Origin of the sequence: Nocardia sp. FBN12, from assembly GCF_050320175.1 — a bacterium.
In the GTDB taxonomy this organism is placed as follows: domain Bacteria; phylum Actinomycetota; class Actinomycetes; order Mycobacteriales; family Mycobacteriaceae; genus Nocardia.
This window is the reverse complement of the sequence record NZ_CP190048.1, coordinates 2,677,506-2,695,559: the sequence shown is the minus strand read 5'-3', so window position 1 is coordinate 2,695,559 and position 18,054 is coordinate 2,677,506. Positions and strand designations below refer to the sequence as shown.

At 66.7% G+C, this 18,054-nt stretch carries 19 protein-coding genes; 10 read left to right on the top strand and 9 right to left on the bottom strand.

The genetic code is table 11. The annotated features are described in order from the left end of the window. Nucleotides 1-5 precede the first annotated feature (5 nt). Nucleotides 6-1,379 (top strand): MFS transporter, encoded by a 1,374-nt coding sequence (locus ACQHI0_RS13060; protein ID WP_427908197.1) that lies wholly within the window; start codon nucleotides 6-8, stop codon nucleotides 1,377-1,379. A 48-nt stretch (nucleotides 1,380-1,427) separates the two neighbouring features. After that, nucleotides 1,428-2,501 (top strand): cupin domain-containing protein, encoded by a 1,074-nt coding sequence (locus ACQHI0_RS13055; RefSeq protein ID WP_427908196.1) that lies wholly within the window; start codon nucleotides 1,428-1,430, stop codon nucleotides 2,499-2,501. 38 nt (nucleotides 2,502-2,539) lie between these two features. On the opposite strand, the gene gdhA is transcribed toward ACQHI0_RS13055, so the two are convergent. Both gdhA and ACQHI0_RS13045 read right to left on the bottom strand, forming a co-directional pair. Then, entirely contained in the window at nucleotides 2,540-3,889 is a 1,350-nt protein-coding gene (gdhA, locus tag ACQHI0_RS13050; protein WP_427908195.1) for an NADP-specific glutamate dehydrogenase, read from the bottom strand. Nucleotides 3,890-4,165: 276 nt separating this feature from the next. Continuing rightward, on the bottom strand, nucleotides 4,166-4,387 hold the full coding sequence (locus ACQHI0_RS13045) for a heavy-metal-associated domain-containing protein (RefSeq protein WP_427908194.1): 222 nt from the start codon (nucleotides 4,385-4,387) through the stop codon (nucleotides 4,166-4,168). A gap of 130 nt (nucleotides 4,388-4,517) precedes the next feature. Between ACQHI0_RS13045 and ACQHI0_RS13040 the strand changes: the two genes are divergently transcribed. The 3 genes from ACQHI0_RS13040 to ACQHI0_RS13030 all read left to right on the top strand — a co-directional run bounded on the left by ACQHI0_RS13040 (nucleotide 4,518) and on the right by ACQHI0_RS13030 (nucleotide 6,986). Next, the gene (locus ACQHI0_RS13040; protein ID WP_427908193.1) at nucleotides 4,518-5,699 is read left to right on the top strand and encodes an NAD(P)/FAD-dependent oxidoreductase; all 1,182 of its coding nucleotides are present in this window, start codon (nucleotides 4,518-4,520) and stop codon (nucleotides 5,697-5,699) included. A gap of 412 nt (nucleotides 5,700-6,111) precedes the next feature. Next, nucleotides 6,112-6,486, top strand: a complete 375-nt coding sequence (locus tag ACQHI0_RS13035) for a BlaI/MecI/CopY family transcriptional regulator (RefSeq protein WP_427908192.1) — start codon at nucleotides 6,112-6,114, stop codon at nucleotides 6,484-6,486. A gap of 23 nt (nucleotides 6,487-6,509) precedes the next feature. Beyond that, nucleotides 6,510-6,986, top strand: a complete 477-nt coding sequence (locus ACQHI0_RS13030) for a hypothetical protein (RefSeq protein WP_427908191.1) — start codon at nucleotides 6,510-6,512, stop codon at nucleotides 6,984-6,986. 51 nt (nucleotides 6,987-7,037) lie between these two features. Here ACQHI0_RS13030 and ACQHI0_RS13025 read toward each other — a convergent pair whose 3' ends face one another. The 4 genes from ACQHI0_RS13025 to ACQHI0_RS13010 all read right to left on the bottom strand — a co-directional run bounded on the left by ACQHI0_RS13025 (nucleotide 7,038) and on the right by ACQHI0_RS13010 (nucleotide 10,176). Then, nucleotides 7,038-7,445, bottom strand: coding sequence for a DUF302 domain-containing protein (locus tag ACQHI0_RS13025; RefSeq protein ID WP_427909153.1), 408 nt, complete (start codon nucleotides 7,443-7,445; stop codon nucleotides 7,038-7,040). 26 nt (nucleotides 7,446-7,471) lie between these two features. After that, on the bottom strand, nucleotides 7,472-7,627 hold the full coding sequence (locus tag ACQHI0_RS13020) for a YgaP-like transmembrane domain (protein ID WP_427909152.1): 156 nt from the start codon (nucleotides 7,625-7,627) through the stop codon (nucleotides 7,472-7,474). A gap of 46 nt (nucleotides 7,628-7,673) precedes the next feature. Then, nucleotides 7,674-7,943 (bottom strand): metal-sensitive transcriptional regulator, encoded by a 270-nt coding sequence (locus ACQHI0_RS13015; RefSeq protein WP_427908190.1) that lies wholly within the window; start codon nucleotides 7,941-7,943, stop codon nucleotides 7,674-7,676. A gap of 85 nt (nucleotides 7,944-8,028) precedes the next feature. After that, a complete protein-coding gene (locus ACQHI0_RS13010; protein ID WP_427909151.1) occupies nucleotides 8,029-10,176 on the bottom strand; it encodes an MMPL family transporter in 2,148 nt (715 codons plus the stop codon). Between the two features lie 395 nt (nucleotides 10,177-10,571). On the opposite strand from ACQHI0_RS13010, the gene ACQHI0_RS13005 reads away from it, so the two are divergent. The 4 genes from ACQHI0_RS13005 (at nucleotide 10,572) to ACQHI0_RS12990 (ending at nucleotide 13,458) form a co-directional block, all read left to right on the top strand. After that, complete coding sequence (locus ACQHI0_RS13005; RefSeq protein WP_427908189.1) at nucleotides 10,572-11,519, top strand: M56 family metallopeptidase; 948 nt, start codon at nucleotides 10,572-10,574, stop codon at nucleotides 11,517-11,519. A 66-nt stretch (nucleotides 11,520-11,585) separates the two neighbouring features. Beyond that, nucleotides 11,586-12,047 carry a hypothetical protein gene (locus tag ACQHI0_RS13000; protein ID WP_427908188.1) on the top strand — a complete coding sequence of 154 codons (462 nt, stop codon included), beginning with the start codon at nucleotides 11,586-11,588 and terminating at the stop codon, nucleotides 12,045-12,047. A 107-nt stretch (nucleotides 12,048-12,154) separates the two neighbouring features. Then, nucleotides 12,155-13,228 (top strand): sulfite exporter TauE/SafE family protein, encoded by a 1,074-nt coding sequence (locus tag ACQHI0_RS12995; protein ID WP_427908187.1) that lies wholly within the window; start codon nucleotides 12,155-12,157, stop codon nucleotides 13,226-13,228. A 14-nt stretch (nucleotides 13,229-13,242) separates the two neighbouring features. After that, entirely contained in the window at nucleotides 13,243-13,458 is a 216-nt protein-coding gene (locus ACQHI0_RS12990) for a heavy-metal-associated domain-containing protein (RefSeq protein WP_427908186.1), read from the top strand. A gap of 115 nt (nucleotides 13,459-13,573) precedes the next feature. Here ACQHI0_RS12990 and ACQHI0_RS12985 read toward each other — a convergent pair whose 3' ends face one another. From ACQHI0_RS12985 to ACQHI0_RS12975, 3 genes are all read right to left on the bottom strand, one after another. Then, a complete protein-coding gene (locus tag ACQHI0_RS12985; protein ID WP_427909150.1) occupies nucleotides 13,574-14,896 on the bottom strand; it encodes an MFS transporter in 1,323 nt (440 codons plus the stop codon). Continuing rightward, nucleotides 14,890-16,005 carry a PLP-dependent cysteine synthase family protein gene (locus ACQHI0_RS12980; RefSeq protein ID WP_427908185.1) on the bottom strand — a complete coding sequence of 372 codons (1,116 nt, stop codon included), beginning with the start codon at nucleotides 16,003-16,005 and terminating at the stop codon, nucleotides 14,890-14,892. The genes ACQHI0_RS12985 and ACQHI0_RS12980 overlap by 7 nt, the downstream gene beginning before the upstream one ends. 101 nt (nucleotides 16,006-16,106) lie before the next feature. Beyond that, a complete protein-coding gene (locus ACQHI0_RS12975; protein ID WP_427908184.1) occupies nucleotides 16,107-16,427 on the bottom strand; it encodes a hypothetical protein in 321 nt (106 codons plus the stop codon). A 460-nt stretch (nucleotides 16,428-16,887) separates the two neighbouring features. Here ACQHI0_RS12975 and ACQHI0_RS12970 point away from each other — a divergent pair, with 460 nt between their 5' ends. Then, complete coding sequence (locus ACQHI0_RS12970) at nucleotides 16,888-18,015, top strand: polyprenyl synthetase family protein (protein ID WP_427908183.1); 1,128 nt, start codon at nucleotides 16,888-16,890, stop codon at nucleotides 18,013-18,015. The last annotated feature ends 39 nt before the right edge of the window (nucleotides 18,016-18,054 follow it).

Genomic DNA, 18,054 nt, shown 5'->3' with positions numbered 1-18,054 from the left:
ACGCAATGGGAATCGCAGCACACGACATCAAAGCCCGCATCGAATCCGCGCCCATGCAACCACTGCAATACGCGGTGGTGACGGTCTGCGTCCTGCTGAACATGCTCGACGGGTTCGATGTGCTCGCGCTGGCGTTCAGCGCCTCACACATCTCCGACGAATGGTCGCTGAGCGGGTCGCAGCTCGGCATCCTGCTCAGTTCGGCGCTTTTCGGTATGGCCGCCGGATCGATCATCGTCGCCCAGGTGGCCGATATCGTCGGCCGGCGCCGCACCATCGTTGTCGCCGCGCTGATCGTCGCGGTCGGTATGGGGCTCTCGGCGATGGCCACGGGGTTCACCATGCTGCTCGCGGTGCGGATCGTCACCGGCATCGCCGTCGGCACCTTGCAGGCGTGCCTGAATGTCATGGTGGCCGAGTACTCCTCGGCCCGGCACCGCTCGACCGCGATCAGTGTCTACACCGCCGGTCAACCGATCGGCGGCACCCTAGGCGGCATCATCGCCGGTGTCCTTCTCGCGCAGTTCGATTGGCGTGCGGTCTTCGCCTTCGGCGCGGTGACGACACTGTGCGTCTCGCTACTCGCCGCGGCGATCCTGCCGGAATCGGTCGAGTTCCTGATCAACCGGCGTCCCCGCAACGCGCTGGAACGCACCAACGCCATCCTGGCCAGGCTGCGCCAACCGGTCCTGACCGAGCTGCCGTCGGCGGCGACGCGCAAGAACGACATCACCGGGCACTGGCGCGACATCACCACCGGTCCGAACCTGCTCACCACCCTGCTGCTCGGGTTCAGCTTCTTCGTGTTGATGGCCGGGTTCTACTTCGCCAACTCCTGGACGCCGAAACTGGTCACCAGCAGCGGGTTCAGCGCCGCCGACGGTGTGCAGGCCGGTGTGTGTTTCAGCGCGGGCGGAATCGTCGGGGCCCTGGTGTTCGGACCGCTGGCCATGCGCTTCGGTGTGCGTCCCGCGCTCACCGCGCTGTTCGGTGTCGCCGCGGCGGCCTTCGCGCTCTACGCGCTGTCGATGGGTTCGCTGAACACCGCCCTGGTCGCGGCCGTGGTGCTGGGCATGACCACCAGTGCGGTGATGGCCGGCATGTTCTCGATCGCCCCGATGTACTACGACTCCTCGGCGCGGGCGACCGCGGTCGGGCTGGTCATCGGCATGGGACGAGTCGGCGCGATTTTCTCGCCCATCATCGCGGGTAGCCTCATCGACCTCGGCTGGGCGCCGAAGAACCTCTACTTCCTGTTCTGCCTCCCTCTGGTCGCGGGCGCGCTGGCGATCTTCGCGCTGCGTTCCCGGCGCGCTGTTCTCACCGACAGCCGTACCAGGCCAGGGGCGGCCGATGCCGCGCCGTCACTCGCGCACTGAACTCCGCCCGGCGGTCGCCGTGCCGCCCCGCTCTCCGAGGGAATCACCATGACCAGCAACAACATCACCGACCCCGAATCCACCCCGGAACTCGACCGTCTCTACGCCGACTTCGCCCGCAACTCCACCGCCCCGCTGTGGACCCAAACCGGCAACCTCATGCCGGAAAGCCCTGCACCCGCCGCGGTCGCGCACCTGTGGCAGTGGTCGGAGCTGCTTGACATCGCACGCCGCTCCGGCGAGCTCGTCCCCGTCGGCCGCGGCGGTGAACGCCGGGCGATCGGCCTGGCGAACCCCGGCCTCGCCCCCACCCCGTACGCCACGCCGACCCTGTGGTGCGCGATCCAGTGGCTCGGCCCGCGCGAGGTCGCACCGGAACATCGCCACGCCCAGAACGCGTTTCGCTTCGTGATCGAAGGCGAAGGTGTGTGGACCGTCGTCGACGGTGACCCGGTGGCGATGCGCCGCGGCGATCTGCTGATGACCCCCGGCTGGTGCTTTCACGGACACCACAACGAGACCGATCAGCCGATGGCGTGGATCGACGGACTCGACGTGCCCCTCGCGCACGACCTCGACCTGGGCTTCTTCGAGTTCGGGTCCGAAGTGGTCACCGACGCATCGACCCCGCCGGTATCGCGATCGGAGCGGTTGTGGAGTCATCCTGGTCTTACTCCGCTCTCGGCGAGTGCTTCGCGCGAATCTACGCCGATCGCCGCGTACCGCTGGGAGTACACCGACCGGGCTCTCCGAGAGCAACTGCTGCTGGAACAGGAAGGACATCCGGCGACCGTCGAGCCGGGGCACGCGGCGATCAAGTACACGAACCCGACCACCGGCGGCGATGTGCTGCCGACTATCCGCTGCGAATTCCACCGCTTGCGGGCGGGCACGACCACCGCGGCTCGGCGCGAGGTCGGCTCGTCCATCTGGCAAGTTTTCGACGGCACGGGTCACGTCCGGCTCGGAGACCAGCTCCGGGCATTGACCACCGGTGATCTGTTCGTCGTGCCGTCCTGGGTGTCGTGGTCACTGGAAGCGGAGTCCGAGCTCGACCTGTTCCGGTTCTCCGATGCTCCTGTTGTCGAGAAGCTGGGATACCACGACCCGACGAGGCGCTGAAAGCGGTTCGGTTGTGCTGCGGCAGAACAGAAATGAGCTCAGATGACGCCGAGGGCCAGCATCGCGTCGGCGACCTGGATGAAGCCGCCGATGTTGGCGCCCGCCACGTAGTTGCCCGGTACGCCGTATTCGTCGGCGGTGGCCAGGCAACGGTCGTGGATGCCGCGCATGATCTCGGCGAGCCGATCCTCGGTGTGCTCGAAGCTCCACGAGTCGCGCGACGCGTTCTGTTGCATCTCCAGCGCGCTGGTCGCCACGCCGCCCGCGTTGGCCGCCTTGCCGGGCGCGAAGGTCACCCCCGCCTCGCCGAACAACCGCACGGCTTCGGGCGTGCACGGCATGTTGGCGCCCTCGGCGACGATGCGGCAGCCGTTGGCGATGAGTTTGCCCGCGGCGACGCCGTCGAGTTCGTTCTGGGTCGCGCACGGCAGTGCGATATCGCAGGGCACCTCCCACAGCGAATGGCCCGACACGAATCGCGCGGTGCCCGACCGGGTCTCGGCGTAATCGGCGATCCGGCCTCGCCGGACCTGCTTGATCTCCTTGAGCACGTCGAGATCGATGCCGTGCTCGTCGACGACGTAACCGCTCGAATCCGAGCACGCGACCACGGTGCCGCCGAGCTCGTGGATCTTCTCGATCGCGTAGATGGCGACGTTGCCCGAGCCCGACACCACCACCCGCTGGCCTTCCAGGGAGCGGCCCGCCGCGCCGAGGATCTCGTTGATGAAGAAGACCGCGCCGTAACCGGTCGCCTCCGTGCGCACCTGCGAACCACCCCAGGTCAGGCCCTTGCCGGTGAGCACACCGGATTCGTAGCGATTGGTGATGCGCTTGTACTGGCCGAACAGATAGCCGATCTCGCGGCCACCCACTCCGGTGTCACCAGCCGGGACGTCGGTGTGTTCGCCGAGATGGCGGTAAAGCTCGGTCATGAACGCCTGACAGAACCGCATCACCTCGGCCTCGGAGCGGCCCTTCGGGTCGAAATCCGAACCGCCCTTACCGCCGCCGATGGGCAGGCCGGTCAACGCGTTCTTGAAGATCTGTTCGAATCCCAGGAATTTCACGATCCCCAGGTACACCGAAGGATGGAAACGCAGTCCGCCCTTGTAGGGGCCGAGCGCGGAATTGAACTCCACCCGGAAGCCGCGATTGATCTGCACGGCACCGGAATCGTCGACCCACGGCACCCGGAAGATGATCTGACGTTCGGGCTCGCACAACCGGCGGATCACCGCCGCGTCGGCGTAGTGCGGGTGCTTGGCGACGACGGGGGCGAGGCTGTCGAGTACCTCGCGCACGGCCTGGTGGAACTCGGTTTCCCCGGGGTTGCGGCGCAACACTTCGTCGTAGATGTCGCTCAGCTTCGCGTCCAGGACCGCCACCTGTGGACTCCTTGTTGTCGTCGTTACCTCCGCCGCCGGACCGCATTCGATTCGGCACGGACGTCATTGCGGGGATGTCGGTGAACCGGGCATCCCCGGCCCAACCTCACACGTTAGCCGTACCGGCAGTGAGGCCCGCACCACACGTTCGCTCGGCCCCGTTCGGTGCCCGGCTGCTGGCACCGAACCCGCGTAGATCCCGCGCGATCACTCGATGGTGCGTGGCGGCCGGCGTGGCCACCGTGTCATCGAGTGATGACACGGTGGCGGGTGCAGTCAGTTCTGGACGAGCTCGTAGCCGAGGTTTTCGACGGTGTCCTGTATCTGCGCATCGTCGATCGAGCCTGTGCCGGTCACGGTCATCCGACCGGTGGCGAGTTCGATATCGACACCGTCGATGCCGGAGAGCTTGCCGATCTCGGACTTGACCTTGCCGACGCAGCTGCCACACGACATGCCCGAAACGACGTAGGTACTGGTGCTGTTGTTGGCGCTCATGTCCGTCTTCTCCTTGTGATTCAGTGGCTTTCCGAGAGCAGACGATACGACGCCCGAAGCTGGCTGTCTACCCCTAGGGGGTAAGAGTATGGCTAGCTACCACTACCCCCAATGGGTATATGGTGGCGTCATGACAAAGCTGAATCGGATCGTCGTCGTCGGAGCTTCGCTAGCGGGACTGCGGGCAGTACAAGCGCTACGTACTGCGGACTTCGCCGGCGATATCACCCTGATCGGCGCGGAGAACCGCGCGCCGTACAACCGACCGCCGCTGTCGAAGAGCGTCTTGGACGGCGACGACGACATCGCCCTGCCCGGTGCGGAGCAACTCGACGATGACTGGCTCCGCAACCGGCGTGCCGTCACGCTCCGTGCTGACGAACGCCAGGTAGTACTCGACGACGGCTCGGAAATCGCCTTCGACGGGTTGATCGTGGCGACGGGTGCGAGCCCGCGCCGCTTCGCCGCGCAACCCGCGGGCGTGCACAGCCTTCGGACAGTCGATGACGCGCTCGCCTTGCGTACCGAGTTGGCCGCGGGCCCAGGTCATGTCACCGTGATCGGTGGCGGTTTCATCGGCAGCGAAGTGGCATCCACCGTTCGGCGGCAGGGTATCTCGGTCACGCTGGTCGATGCCGGTTCGCATCCCATGGCCGCGACGTTGGGGACACACGGCGCGCAGTGGCTCGCTCGACACCACCAGCGGCACGGTGTCGAACTCGTGTCCGGAGTCCGGGCACTCGGCTTCGATGGTGAAACCCGTGCCACCGCGGTGCTGTTGAGCGACGGGCGCAGAATTGCCACCGAGGTCGTCGTCGCGGGCACCGGTGTCGAACCGAATACCGACTGGCTGCGCGACAGTGGGCTGAAACTCGATAACGGCGTGGTCTGCACCAGTTCGCTGTTCGCCGAAGGGCAGCCGTCCATTGTCGCGGCCGGCGATGTCGCCCGGTGGTCGCATCCGCTCTACGGCGGCGCGCTGGTCCGCGTCGAGCACTGGGCCAACGCCAACGAGCAGGGTGCCCTCGCGGCCCGCAACCTGTTGAGCGGCCCTGTGGGAGCTCAGGTGTATTCCGGCGTCCCATCCTTCGCGACGCACGTCCACGGCGCTCGCATCCAAGTTGCGGGCATGCCGTCGCTCGCGGACGAAGAACGGGTGTTGATCGACGAACCTGCCGAGGATCGCCTCGTTGTCGCGTTCGCGGCCAAAGGTGTCCTCGTCGGAGCGGTAGCGGTGAACGCGCCGAAGGACCTCATCCGCCTCAAGCGCGCCATCGCCGCCTGCGCGTCGACGGAGGAGCTCGCCGCTTGACGTCGTGATTTCATCGACCGTCCACGATGCAGTGACAAAGGCGCCGACCAACCAGCTGAATACTAAACGATTTAGTAGATTTGTCGGAAGGTTCGGGTGAGTCAGCGGTCGGCAGCTGTGCAGGCCGGTCCGCTCGAGCGGTGTGAACCGGCCTGTGCTCGACGACGCGTCATCTCGTGCCCTGTTCACGATGGCGGTATCGAGGCCCTTTCCGTGCGGGCTCGGAAGCGGCAGGCCGAATGGCCGGCGACAGTGGTTGTGCAGCCCGGTGCCGAGTACGCGACCGTGCGTTCCAGATGACGACCCGAATACGTAGAGATATAGTATTTGCATCTCGCAGGCTGCCGGTCGGCGCCAGTTGCTGGGCCGGACGACGCTGCTGCGCGGGCGAGCGGAAACAGGGAGAACGACGATGGGACATCGCTTCGGCGATCTGGAAGCGGTTGTGATGGATCGCGTCTGGTCGGCCGACGACACCATCACCGTCCGGCAGGTGTACGACGACTTGCTGCGCGATCGGGAGATCGCGTACACGACAGTCATGACGACGATGGACAACCTGCACCGCAAAGGGTGGCTCGAGCGGGAGCGGCTCGGCAAGGCTTACAGCTATTGGGCCGTTCTGACTCGTGAACAGTACAGCGCGAAGCTGATGCGCGACGCCCTTGGCGACGGCGGCAGATCGGATTTGGTGCTGGCCCACTTCATCGAACAGATCACCGAAGACGAGTCGAACGCGCTACGTACTGTGTTGCGAGGCTTGACTTCCCGGCGGAAAAAGGGCTGAGGGTGGCACGAGGAGAGGGAGCAATGACGATCTCGCAGTGGCCGATACAGCGTTGGCTGGTGGCGTTCGGCGCGGGAGCGGTCGTCGCGGCTGTTGTGGGAATCCCTACCGGCGTGATATCGACGCCGTTCTATGCGCGGATGACCCCGGTCCTTTGGTGGAATTACCCGATCTGGATTCTCACCGCAGTACTCAGCGGTCTCGTTGCGGCGACCTACGTCCGAAGTCGGATACCGTCGACGACGCGGTCGGCCGGGCTGCTGGCCACACTCGCGTCGGCCTTCGCGATGGGGTGCCCGGTATGCAACAAACTGATCGTGACACTCCTGGGAGTCGGTGGCGCGCTCAGTATCTGGGCACCGCTGCAGCCGATCATCGCGGTGGGGTCATTGCTGCTGCTGTCCTGGGCTCTGCGTCGCCGCCTCGTCGGCGAGCGTGCGTGTGCCGTATCGACGACGGCGCCCGCTCAGGGTGTCGAGGCTGAGTCTGCCGCTCGGTAACCGCCCGGGTTCGGGTCCGCTGATCCTTCACCGAAAACGGGTGCGCGGTCGTCAGCTCCTGGTCGAGTCGAGTGTGGCCAGTGCGGCGCGCAGGCGGGTGGCCGCCTCGTCGGCGACCGGGCCGAGGGCTGGCTGGTCGGTGACCTGGACCATGAGTTGGGGGTTCATGGCATCGACAATGATGGTGCCGGGATCGGTGGGGTCGCGGCGGACCACCACGTTGCAGGGCAGCAGCAGCCCGATCTGGCGGTCGATGTCGACCGCGCGGTGGGCCAGGGGTGGGTTGCAGGCACCGAGGATGCGGTAGTCCTCCATGTCGTGGCCGAATTTGGCTTTCAGCGTCGCCTGCATGTCGATATCGGTGAGGATGCCGAATCCTTGCTCGGCCAACGCGGTACGGGTGCGTTCGATCGCGTCGTCGAAGTCGGTGTGCAGAGTGGTCGAGAGGGCCAGGTTCATCATGTGCTCCGATCCGAGAGTGGGGGTCATGCCGTGGGGGCAGGGCAGGTGGTGTCGGTGAGACCGAGGCGACGCATCGCCAAGGTGGCCGGGCACCAGCCCACCACGCTGTAGAGCAGCAGGTTCGCCCCGACCAGGGCGGTCGATATCAGCCACCACGGGGAGAGGGTCACACTCAGCAGCGCGCTGAGCAGGACCGGGGTCCCGGCCCCCGGCAGCGCGCCGGGGTCAAGCCAGGGCGAGGAAGAGTTTTTCCAGTTCGTCGATGCTCAGTGGTTCGCGGTCGCCCTCGGGGGTTTCGGTGAGGCATTCGCGCAGGCCGGTGGCGACTATCTTGAAACCGGCGCGGTCGAGGGCTTTGGAGACCGCCGCGAGCTGGGTGACGACGTCCTTGCAGTCGCGGCCGTCCTCGATCATGGCGATCACCCCGGTGAGTTGGCCTTGCGCGCGGCGCAGTCTGTTGAGTACCTGCGCGATAGCTTCGTCGTTGCCGACCATTGATATTTCCCTTCTCGGATCCTGGCTCCAATATACCCCGAGGGGTATTGAGGCGAAGATCCGAGAAGGTGGTGTCGCCGGGAGGTCAGTCGTGGGCGAAGCTGATGGCGGGCAGGACCCGGCGCAACCATGCCGGGCTCCACCAGGCCGCGTGCCCGGTCAGCCGCAGGATGACCGGCAGCAGGGCAAGTCGGACCAAGAGCGCGTCGAGCAGTACCGCGACACCCAGGATGATGCCCATCTCCTTGGGTGGCAGCGGGTCGGCCAGGGCGAAGGTGAAGAACACTGCCACCATCACCGCCGCGGCGGCGAAGATGACCCGTCCCGAATGCGCCAGCCCGTCCAGGTGCGCGGCGTGTGGATCGCCGGTGCGTTCGTAGTGTTCCTTGGCGGTGGCCAGCAGAAACACCGTGTAGTCCATGGCGATGGCGAAGATCATCGCGAAGAAGAACACCGGCCCCCAGCCATCGAGGAACCCTTGTGGGGTGAAACCGAGCAGCCCGGCGCCGTGTCCGTCCTGGAAGATCAGCTTGGCCACGCCGAACGCGGCCGCGGTCGAGAGCAGGCTCACCAGCGTGCCCATGGCCGCGATGAGCGGAGCCTGCAAGGCGATCAGCAGCAGTACGAATCCCAGGACCAGGATGATCGAGACCACGATCGGCAGGTAGTCGTCCAGGGTTTGTTGCAGGTCGAGGTTCTCCGCCGCCGCGCCACCGACCACAGCGTTCTCGGGCAGATCCGCGCGCAGCCGGTCCAGGATCTCGGCCATGTCCGGGGAAGACGGATCAACCGCGGGCACGGCCTGCATCATCACCAGATCGCTGCCGTCGGCGGCGGGGCGGGGCGGGGTGAGCATGACGATGCCGTCGCTGGCGCGCGTGGTGTTCGCGGTGGCCTGGGCGTCCGCGCTGGGGGTGATGATCGAGAGCATGCCGGGGGCTCCGGGGCCCATCTGCCGCTGGATCAGTTCATAGCCTTGGCGCACCGGCGCGTCGGTGGGCACGACCGCGATCGAGGGCATCGCGGTCTTCAGCCCGAACACCGGCGCCGCCAGCCCGATCAGGACGGCCAGCGCCACGGCGGCGAACGGCCACGGGTACTTGTGCAGGATCTGGCCCCAGCGCGCGAACACCGGGGAGCGGTGCTGCTGGCGGCGAGCGAACGGCAACGCCGCCGCGTTGACCAAGCCGGCGAGTGCGCCGAGCGTGGCAGGCAGCAAGGTCAGGGTCGCGGCGAGGACGAACACCACCGCCAGCATGATCCCGACCGCCATGGTGCGCACTGCGGGCGCGGGCACGATCAGCACCGCCGACAAGCTCACCAGCACTGTCGATCCCGACAGCAGCACCGCCTTGCCCGCGGTGTCCATCGTTTCGGCGACCGCGGCGCGGGAATCGCCGGTGCGGGTCAGGGCGTCGCGGAAGCGGGCTACCAGGAACAGCGCGTAGTCGATTCCGAGGGCGAGGGCGAACATCATGGCGAAGTTCATCGCCCACACCGAGATCGGGGTGATCTGGTTCAGCAACACCAGCCCCCCGGCCGAGGCGACCAGGCCCGCGAGGGTCAGCAGCAGTGGCAGCCCGGCCGCTACCAGCGACCCGAACGCCAGCACCATGATCGCCAAAGTGACGGGCCAGGAAAGCATCTCGGCTTTGATCATCGCGTCGTGGTTGGCCTTGTTGAAGTCGCTCCACAACGCCGAGGCCCCGGTCGGGTACACCTCGATCCCGTCGCCGGACAGCGCGGTCAACGCGTCCTTGTGCTCGTCGACGGCTTTGACCATGTCATCGGTGGAGGCGTTCGCGCCCGCGATCACGATGCCGGTGTGCCGGTCCGGGCTGATCGTGAACCCCGGCTGCGGGGAGATCGCCGCGCCGAACCGGTCGTCGCCCGCGAACACCGCGCCGACCTCACCGACCACACACGCCATCGCGGGGGCATCGAGGGTGGCGGTGTCGGAATGGATCACCACCTGTACCGCCGCAGAGGAATTGCCGCCGAAGTGCTGCTGGGCCAGTTCGCGCACCCGCACCGATTCCGAGCCGTCGGCCTGCCACCCCGCACCGGCCAGTGAGGTGAACACGCTCGGCGCGGCGGCCCCGAGCGCGATCAGCACCAGCAGCCATACCCCGATGACCGCCCGGGTGTGCCCGGCCATGAGCGCACCCCACCGGCTCAGCGCACCCGAATGCCCGACGCCGTGGTGATCGGATTCGGTGACAGCAAGCTTCATGTTCACCGTCTCACCTTTCGTTGATATACCCCCTGGGGTATTTTTCCTGTCGAGCCGACCATACCCCAGGGGGTATTGGCCGGTGCAACGCGCTGTCGCTCGAGACGAAGAAGTCCAGCGTGATGGGCACCCTGCGAGGGGCACCGAGGATCGAGCGCTGTGCCGAGGCGGTCCGCTGAGGCGCTCGCCGATTCGATGTCGTACCTGCGACAACGCTGGTTATGGGTGCGGAACGGGCGAGCGGTTCGGCGCTCGATGTCGCCGACGAGCGGTCGATACTATGGTGTCGCCCGCCTGATCCGTCGCCGAGCGCGGATCTCGATCCGCTAGGAGTCCTCCGTGTCAGCAGTTCAGTCGGTGCCGACCCTGCCGGTGGCGTCGGGGCGCGGCCGACGATGAGTGTCGCGATCTGCCTGCTGGTCTACAGCTCGGTTGTGATGATCCTCGCCCCAAGGGTTTTGACTCGTGTGACCCGTACCGGCGTCGGCCCGCGTCTGAGCTTGATCGCGTGGCTCAGTGCGATCGGGTCGGTGGTGCTGGCGTGGGCGGGTTCGATCCTCTTCGTCATCGGTGATGTCGTCCGTGACCTGCTCGCCGAGCAACATCTGAGCCTGAGTCGATGCTTCGATCAGCTCCACGACGCGGCGATCGGCGAGTACGGAACTTTCGTCCAGATCGGCCTGCTGATCCTGGTGGCCTGCGGCATCACCGCTGGTGTCGTGTCGGTCGGTGGGCTGGGTCGTGCTCTGGTGCGGGCACGTTCGGTGACCCACGGGCACGCGCGCGCTGCGAGAATGATCGGGCGACCGCATGTGGGTCACGATGCCGTGGTCATCGATCACCCGGAGCCCGCCGCGTATTCGGTCGCGGGGAACCCGCACACGATTGTTTTGACCCAGGGGATCGTCACCGCCCTCGATGACGAGCACCTCGCGGCCGTGTTGGCGCATGAGCGCGCCCATCTCGCGGGCAAGCACTACCTTCTCCTCGCGGTGACCCGAGCTCTGGCCGGGGTGTTCCCGCGGATCGATCTGTTCACCGTCGGTTCCGCGCAGGTCGCCCGCCTTGTCGAAATGGTTGCCGACGATGTGGCCACCGCCTCGCATGGGCGACACACGGTTCGCGAGGCATTGCTCACCCTCGCGGGATCGAACGCCGAAGGCCCGCTCGGTGCCACCGAGGTCGGGCTCGTCGATCGTCTGGCTCGACTGACGGCACCCGAGCCGGTCGGCCGCTCGATGGTCGGTGTTGTCTCCGCGCTGACCATCGGCACGGTTCTCGCCGGTCCGATGATCGCGACTCTGGCCGCTGTGGTCGGGCTCGGGATGTGCACCCCTGCGTAGTGGTCTCGGTCGCGGAGCCCGGGGATCTCGATGTGTTCTACGTAGTCAAATAGTACTATCTGCGATGTGAGTACCGCCCCCGTCCCGCGCCGCACCGGCGTCGCGCGACTCGTCGCGGTGCTCGCGGCGCTGGTCGGGATCGCCGTGCTCGAAGGCAGTCCATGTCATGCCGCGATGTCGGCCGGTTCGGTGGTGATGTCGACCGACCACTGTGAAATGGGCATCGGGCAGCCGATATTCGTGTATTCGTCCGAGGCGATGGACACGCCGCGGTCGACGGGCACCGATGTCGAGGGCCGGCACGAGCAGACGATCGATCAACCGCCCGAAAGACTTTCACCGATGCCCGCCGGTGTGATGATGGCATGCCTGGCGGTATTCCTTGCTCTGCTGGCGGTCCTGGTGACCGCGCGACTCGATGCCACGGTTTCGCCCCTGCCTGTTGGGCACCCACCGAGGACACTGCCGCGGCGCACAGCCTTTTCGCGGAAGCCGAGCCAGTACGAACTCTGTGTCCTGCGTAGATAGCGAGCACCTGCCCGATGGGCCGGCCGGTGGCATCGGGCATCCGTCGACCGACGTCATCGCGTCGGTCCACCTCGGTCTCGCTTCCTTTGCTCACAGGAGTTCTTGTCGTGAACCTTCTTCCAGTCCTGATCACCGGCCTGTTCGCCGGTGGTGTCTCCTGCGCTGCCGTGCAAGGCGGTCTGCTCACCGGATTGATCACCCGCCAGCGCGCGGCAGCCGCCGCCTCCACTTCGTCGTCAGCCTCCGCGGTGTCGACTGCCGAGGTACCCACTGCGCGTAGTTGGTCCAGCCGTGTCGGCGACGACCTCGCTCCGGTCGGCGGGTTCCTCGCCGGAAAGCTGCTCTCGCACACCGTGCTCGGAGCCGTGCTGGGTGCACTCGGCGGCGCCTTCGAACTATCGGTCGGGACTCGCACCTGGCTGCAGATCGGCGCCGGGCTTCTGATCATTGTCTTCGGTCTGGCGCAGTTGGGGGTCCCCGGATTCCGTGGCATCGTCATCGAACCGCCTGCCTCCTGGATGCGGTTGGTTCGCACCCGAACCCGCTCGCAGTCCGCTGTCGCACCGGCTGCACTCGGTGTGCTGACGATCCTCATCCCGTGTGGCGTCACGCTGTCGGTGGAGGCCCTTGCGCTGGCTTCCGGATCGCCGTGGTGGGGTGCGGCGACGATGGCGGTATTCGTTGTCGGTACCAGCCCGCTGTTCGCCGTCCTCGGCTATGCCGCCCGCGTGGCGGCCACCGCGTGGCGCGGACGACTGGCCTTCGCCACCGGTGCGGTGGTCTTGGGCATGGGCCTCTACACGCTCAACAGTGGTCTGGAGCTGGCTGGTTCTCCGTTGGCCGCGAGTCGGTTGGCCGAGACGGTCGGCGTCGAACCGGCCCCCGCCGATGCCGGTGCCGCGGTGATCGCCAATGGAACCCAGACAGTGACGATCGCCGCCAGCACTCGCGCGTTCAGCCCTGCGAACGCCGCGGTGAAGTCCGGCGTCCCGACCACTCTGGTGATCACGACCAGGGATACCGAGGGTTGCATCAGGTCGTTGATCATCCCCGACCTCGGCATCCAGAAGACACTGCCGTCCACCGGCGAAACCCGCATCGATCTGGGCGTTCTGCAGCCCGGCCGCCTGGACTACAGCTGCAGCATGGGCATGTACTCCGGCATCGTCACCATCTCCTGAAAGGCCCGAATCCCATGGCAACACACACGTTCGAGATCCACGGCATGCACTGTGGCAGTTGCGCCCTGCTCATCGACGACGCGCTCGAGGACCTGCCTGGTGTCCGCACCACCCAGACGTCGAGGAAAAAGGGCCGCGCGACTGTCGAACTCGATCCCGCACTCAACAGCCCGGGTGACATCGTCACCGCCATCACAGAACTCGGCTACACCGCGGCGATCGTCGAGTAGTTCGCTCTCGGTAACTCGTAAGCGGCGCCGGGTTCATGAGGACCCGGCGCCTCGGAGGGCGCGTGGCACGCCTGCGGTGTTTCGGCTTCCGCGCCGTGGGGTGGCATCGCCGCGATCAACGGCCGATCGTGCGAGCCGGGGGAGTCCGCTCTCCGAGCCGGTGACGGCCTGCTGGGAGTCGGTGGCGCCCATTTCGCTGCGCCGAGACGGCGGGCGAGGTATCGGATCTGTCCAGGCGTAGCAACGCATACGCCGCGACAGCGCCGATCGCGGTCAACCCGGCCCAGATCGCCCAGTCGATTCCGGCATTGCGGGCGGCGCCGACGATGGCGCCGGTGGCGAGGTTGCCGATGAGGATGCCGACACCGACGACGGTGTTGTAGAACCCGTAGTGGGTGGCGACGAGCCTGTCGCCGGACATGGTGACGACGGTGTCCATTTCGAAGGGGAAGACCGCTGCCGTGCCGATCGCCAGCAGTGTCGTCGTGGTCAGCAGGGCAGCGATGGCGGCGATCGTCCCGAATCGATTCGGGCCCGACACGACGATCAGGGGTACGAACGATGCCGCGAGGATGGTCATTCCGGCGACCAGGCTTCGGCCCGGCCCCCACCTCGCCCGCAGCCAGGCCGTGATGCGTAGCTGGCCGGCGACCGCGACCACGCCGGAGACGACGAACAACGCCGAGACCAGGGTCTGAGACTGCGCGCCCGCGATGAACTCCGCCTGCAGGGGCAATGCCAGATAGACCTGGAACGACAGGACGTAGGAGCCGATCATGGCCACCGAGAACGCCAGGAACCGGCGGTTGGACATCACGGTGCGCCAGTCATCGAGAATCGAGGTCTTCACCGCCGAGGTCTCGCCGCGCCGGGCGGGTAGCGCGAACAGCTGGGCAATGGTCAACGCCGCGAACACGGTCGCGGCGACACCTGCGGTGACCCGGAAGTCGACGGTCATCAACGCCAGGCCCACGAGCGGGCCCGCGAGAATTCCCGCCTGGTAGAACATGTTGAACACGGCGAACGCCTCGACCCGACGTTCACCGGCGTCGGCGGACAGATACGCGCGCACCGCGGGATTGAACAACGCCCCGGCGAAACCGGTTGCCGCCGAAGCGATCAAGACACCCGGTAGCGAGTCCGCTACCACCAGCAAGGCGAAGCCGCCGGTGCGCAGCAGACAGCCCGCGACGATGAGCGGCTTGTAGCCGAGGCGATCGGCCAGCGTCCCACCGATCAGGAACATGCCCTGCTGGGAGAAGTTCCGTACACCCAACACCAGTCCGACCGCCCAGGCGGCCAGGCCCATCGGCCCGGCCAGATATCCGGCCAGATATGGCATCAACATGTAGAAGCCAAGGTTGATGCCGAACTGATTGATCATCAGCAGTTGTGCGGGCCGATCGAAGCCGGCGAACTTGGTGAACACCGTCACGATGCGAGCTCCTCGGCCGACGGCTTCCACACTGTCACGCAGCGAGTCCAGCGCTGCACCACCCGCTCGGTGGGATGGGTGATGACGTCGGGTTCGACCGGTGGCGCGGCGTCGAGCAACCCGTGTTCGTTGCAGAAGTCGTCGTTGTAGACGGTGTCGAAGTAGCGGTGTGGCCCGTCGGGGAATACCGCGGCGATGCGGGTGGTCGCCTCGTGGACGCGCGCGGTCCAGCCCGCGACCAAAGCGACGGCTCCGACGCTCCACCCGCCGGTGGCGTGGTGGGTCGCGGCCAGCGTGCGGCAGGCCCACACCGATTCCGCGGGTGCTACCCAGTGCACTTCGTCGAAGGCCGCGTAATCGACGTTGGCGGGAAAGATACTCGACCCCAGTCCGCGCATCAACCGCGGTCCGGAGGGTTGGCCGAAGATCGTCGAGGAGATGGTGTCGACGCCGATGAGCTTCATCGCCGGGTTGAATCGGCGCAGCACTCGCGCGACTCCGGCGGAGTGGCCGCCGGTACCGACCGCACACACCAGGACGTCGACGGTGCCGATCTGCTCGATCAGCTCGAGCGCCAATGATTCGTAGCCGGCGACGTTGTCGGGGTTGCTGTACTGGTCGGGGCACCACGCGTCGGACTCTTGCGCCAGCAGTTCCGCCACGCGATCGCGGCGGGCTTGTTGCCAGCCGCCGGTCGGGTGGGGCTCGGTGACCATGTCCACCTCGGCGCCGTAGGCGGCCAGCATCTGCGCGACGATCGGCTCGAGGCCGGGGTCGGTCACGACGGTGACAGGATGCTGGTGCACCATGCCCGCGAGCGCGAGGCCGAGCCCGAGGGTGCCGCTGGACGACTCCACGATCCGCGCACCAGGTGTCAGGTCGCCACGTTCTTCCGCGCAGCGCACCATGTGGAGCGCGGGCCGATCCTTCATTCCGCCTGGATTGAAACCTTCGAGCTTGGCCCAGAAGCCGTGTCCGGCCGGTGCCAAGGGTTGACGGATCCACAGCACCGGGGTGTTGCCGACCAGTCCGCGCGGCTGATGTGTCGCGCCGGGCACTCCGAGCAATCCGGTCTCGTGCTGGATCGGCTTGGCGAGCATGACCTTGCTCATGGGGGTGTCTCTCTTCCTGCATCGGCGCCGCGTCACGCGGGCACCGTGATGGTTCGGGCAGCGGTCCCCGGCCGAGAAGAACTCGACCTGGCGCTGACCGATCACCGTCGGGCGATGCAGTGCAGAGAAAGAATGCTGCGACCACGCGTGCTGGGCCGCCTGCCCGGCGGTCCGCGAACGCCGACTCCACCGGCGGGTTGCGTCGGGGATATCAGCGTCACCGCGGAGACCACGGCGAGCAGCAAAGCCGCCGGCGTCAGCGAGACGCCTGGTGGGATTGCCTTCGCGACGCAATGGACACCGTCGGCGTCGCAGTGTGCGGCCGTGACGGTCGACAGGAAGAAATCGGCCAGTACCGCAATCGATGAGTCGGCGGCTTCGATCGCATGGTGATCGCCGGAGTGGGGGTGTTCGCGAAGCACTGAGCAGTCCACGGCGGGGACCGCGAGTAGCGCTGCTATCAGCAGCGCAGCCGGCCAGCCACCGCGGCGCCATCGAGCGAAGAGTTGTCTCGCGTGCCGATGAAAAGGACCGCGTGACGGCAATCGCGATGCCCTCTTGCCGGGACCATGTGAGGCAGCCTGGCCGCACCGCCGCGGCGTCCGACCATCGCGCAACATCACACCTCCCGACCGATCGCATTGTTGGGGAACACTTTTCAGGTTCCCGACCATCCGGTGGTGGGACCCGTTGGCAACCTCGACGATCAATCTACTATCTGTGTACGTAAATAGTTTGAGTTGTGTGAGCAGGCGCACGCACCGCGTGTCGGTCGTGCAGTGCAGCACGCGACACGAGATACGGGCTGACGAATTCGCGTCGCCGCCCGTAAAACGATGCATAAACGATGCATTTTGGCTCGAACGGTGTCACAATCGAACGGTGGATGCGGAACGAGCAGCGATCGCGGTCCGGCCCGATGAACAAGCTGTCAGGGGTCACGGTTCCGCACAGTTCGCGGATTGGCTGGCGCGCACGCAATGCTCGGTACGCGACCATGTCGACGATTTCGTCCGGGCGCGCTGCGCGGCGGAACTGGCCACGGCGGGGTTCTCGCTACCCGGTCAGCTGATGATCGACTTCGCCTCGGGCGGCAAGTGCGTACGGTCGGTGTTCGGCTATCTGGGCTGGTTGTGTGGTGGCGCCGGGGAATCCGAATCCGCGCTGCGCGCCGCGGCAAGCGCGGAACTGCTGCACGCGTTCGCGCTCGTACAAGACGACGTGATGGACGAGTCCACGGTCCGGCGGGGTGGCCCGGCCGTCCATCGGCGACTCGCCGACTGGCACCGCAGACAGGGGTTGTCCGGGTCGTCGGCTCGATTCGGTGAGTCCGCGGCGATCCTGCTCGCCGACCTGTATCTGGTGTGGGCCGAGCGGATGTTGCGCGAGAGTGGTGTCACCGCCGCCGCGTTGGATCGAGCGTGGCCGCACTACGACGCGATGCGCAGCGAACTGGCGGTAGGGCAGCTCGCGGATCTGACCAACGACGCGAACCGCGCTCCGACGGTGGGCGCGGTGCTGGACATCGCGCGCCGTAAGTCCGGCAACTACACGGTGCGTCGCCCGCTCGAACTCGGTGCCGCGATGGCCGGCTGCGACGAGACGGTGATGGGCGTTCTCGGTGAATACGGCGAAGCGATCGGGGAAGCGTTCCAGCTGCGTGACGACCTGCTCGGCATCTTCGGCGACCCCTCGGCGACCGGCAAACCCACCGGCGACGACGTCCGGGAACGCAAGGCGACCACCGTGATCGCGCTGGCCGATCAGCTCGCCGTGCCGTCGGACCGAGCCCGGCTACGCGACCTTTGGCGACAAGCGTTCATCGATGAGCAAGGCGTGGCGCTCGCCCAGGCAGTGATCACCGACAGCGGCGCCGGCGAGCGCGCCGAGCAGATGATCGACGACCGCGTCGAACACGCACGTCGGCTGCTCGATGTAGCCCAGCTCGAACCATCGGTGGCCGACGCGCTGCATCGCATGGCGCTGTTGTGTACCCACCGCACGCATTGACCCTGCTGTCATCACTGACCTGTCCGATCGAGAGGAAGC

Excerpts from the sequence above, each read along its gene's own strand:
- ACQHI0_RS13055 (WP_427908196.1), top strand. The coding sequence starts at position 1,428 with ATGACCAGCAACAACATCACCGACCCCGAATCCACCCCGGAACTCGAC.
- ACQHI0_RS13030 (WP_427908191.1), top strand. The coding sequence starts at position 6,510 with ATGACGATCTCGCAGTGGCCGATACAGCGTTGGCTGGTGGCGTTCGGC.
- ACQHI0_RS13010 (WP_427909151.1), bottom strand. The coding sequence starts at position 10,176 with ATGAAGCTTGCTGTCACCGAATCCGATCACCACGGCGTCGGGCATTCG.
- ACQHI0_RS12980 (WP_427908185.1), bottom strand. The coding sequence starts at position 16,005 with ATGAGCAAGGTCATGCTCGCCAAGCCGATCCAGCACGAGACCGGATTG.
- ACQHI0_RS13040 (WP_427908193.1), top strand. The coding sequence starts at position 4,518 with ATGACAAAGCTGAATCGGATCGTCGTCGTCGGAGCTTCGCTAGCGGGA.
- ACQHI0_RS13035 (WP_427908192.1), top strand. The coding sequence starts at position 6,112 with ATGGGACATCGCTTCGGCGATCTGGAAGCGGTTGTGATGGATCGCGTC.
- ACQHI0_RS13015 (WP_427908190.1), bottom strand. The coding sequence starts at position 7,943 with ATGGTCGGCAACGACGAAGCTATCGCGCAGGTACTCAACAGACTGCGC.
- ACQHI0_RS13005 (WP_427908189.1), top strand. The coding sequence starts at position 10,572 with ATGAGTGTCGCGATCTGCCTGCTGGTCTACAGCTCGGTTGTGATGATC.
- ACQHI0_RS12990 (WP_427908186.1), top strand. The coding sequence starts at position 13,243 with ATGGCAACACACACGTTCGAGATCCACGGCATGCACTGTGGCAGTTGC.
- ACQHI0_RS13060 (WP_427908197.1), top strand. The coding sequence starts at position 6 with ATGGGAATCGCAGCACACGACATCAAAGCCCGCATCGAATCCGCGCCC.
- ACQHI0_RS13025 (WP_427909153.1), bottom strand. The coding sequence starts at position 7,445 with ATGAACCTGGCCCTCTCGACCACTCTGCACACCGACTTCGACGACGCG.
- ACQHI0_RS13045 (WP_427908194.1), bottom strand. The coding sequence starts at position 4,387 with ATGAGCGCCAACAACAGCACCAGTACCTACGTCGTTTCGGGCATGTCG.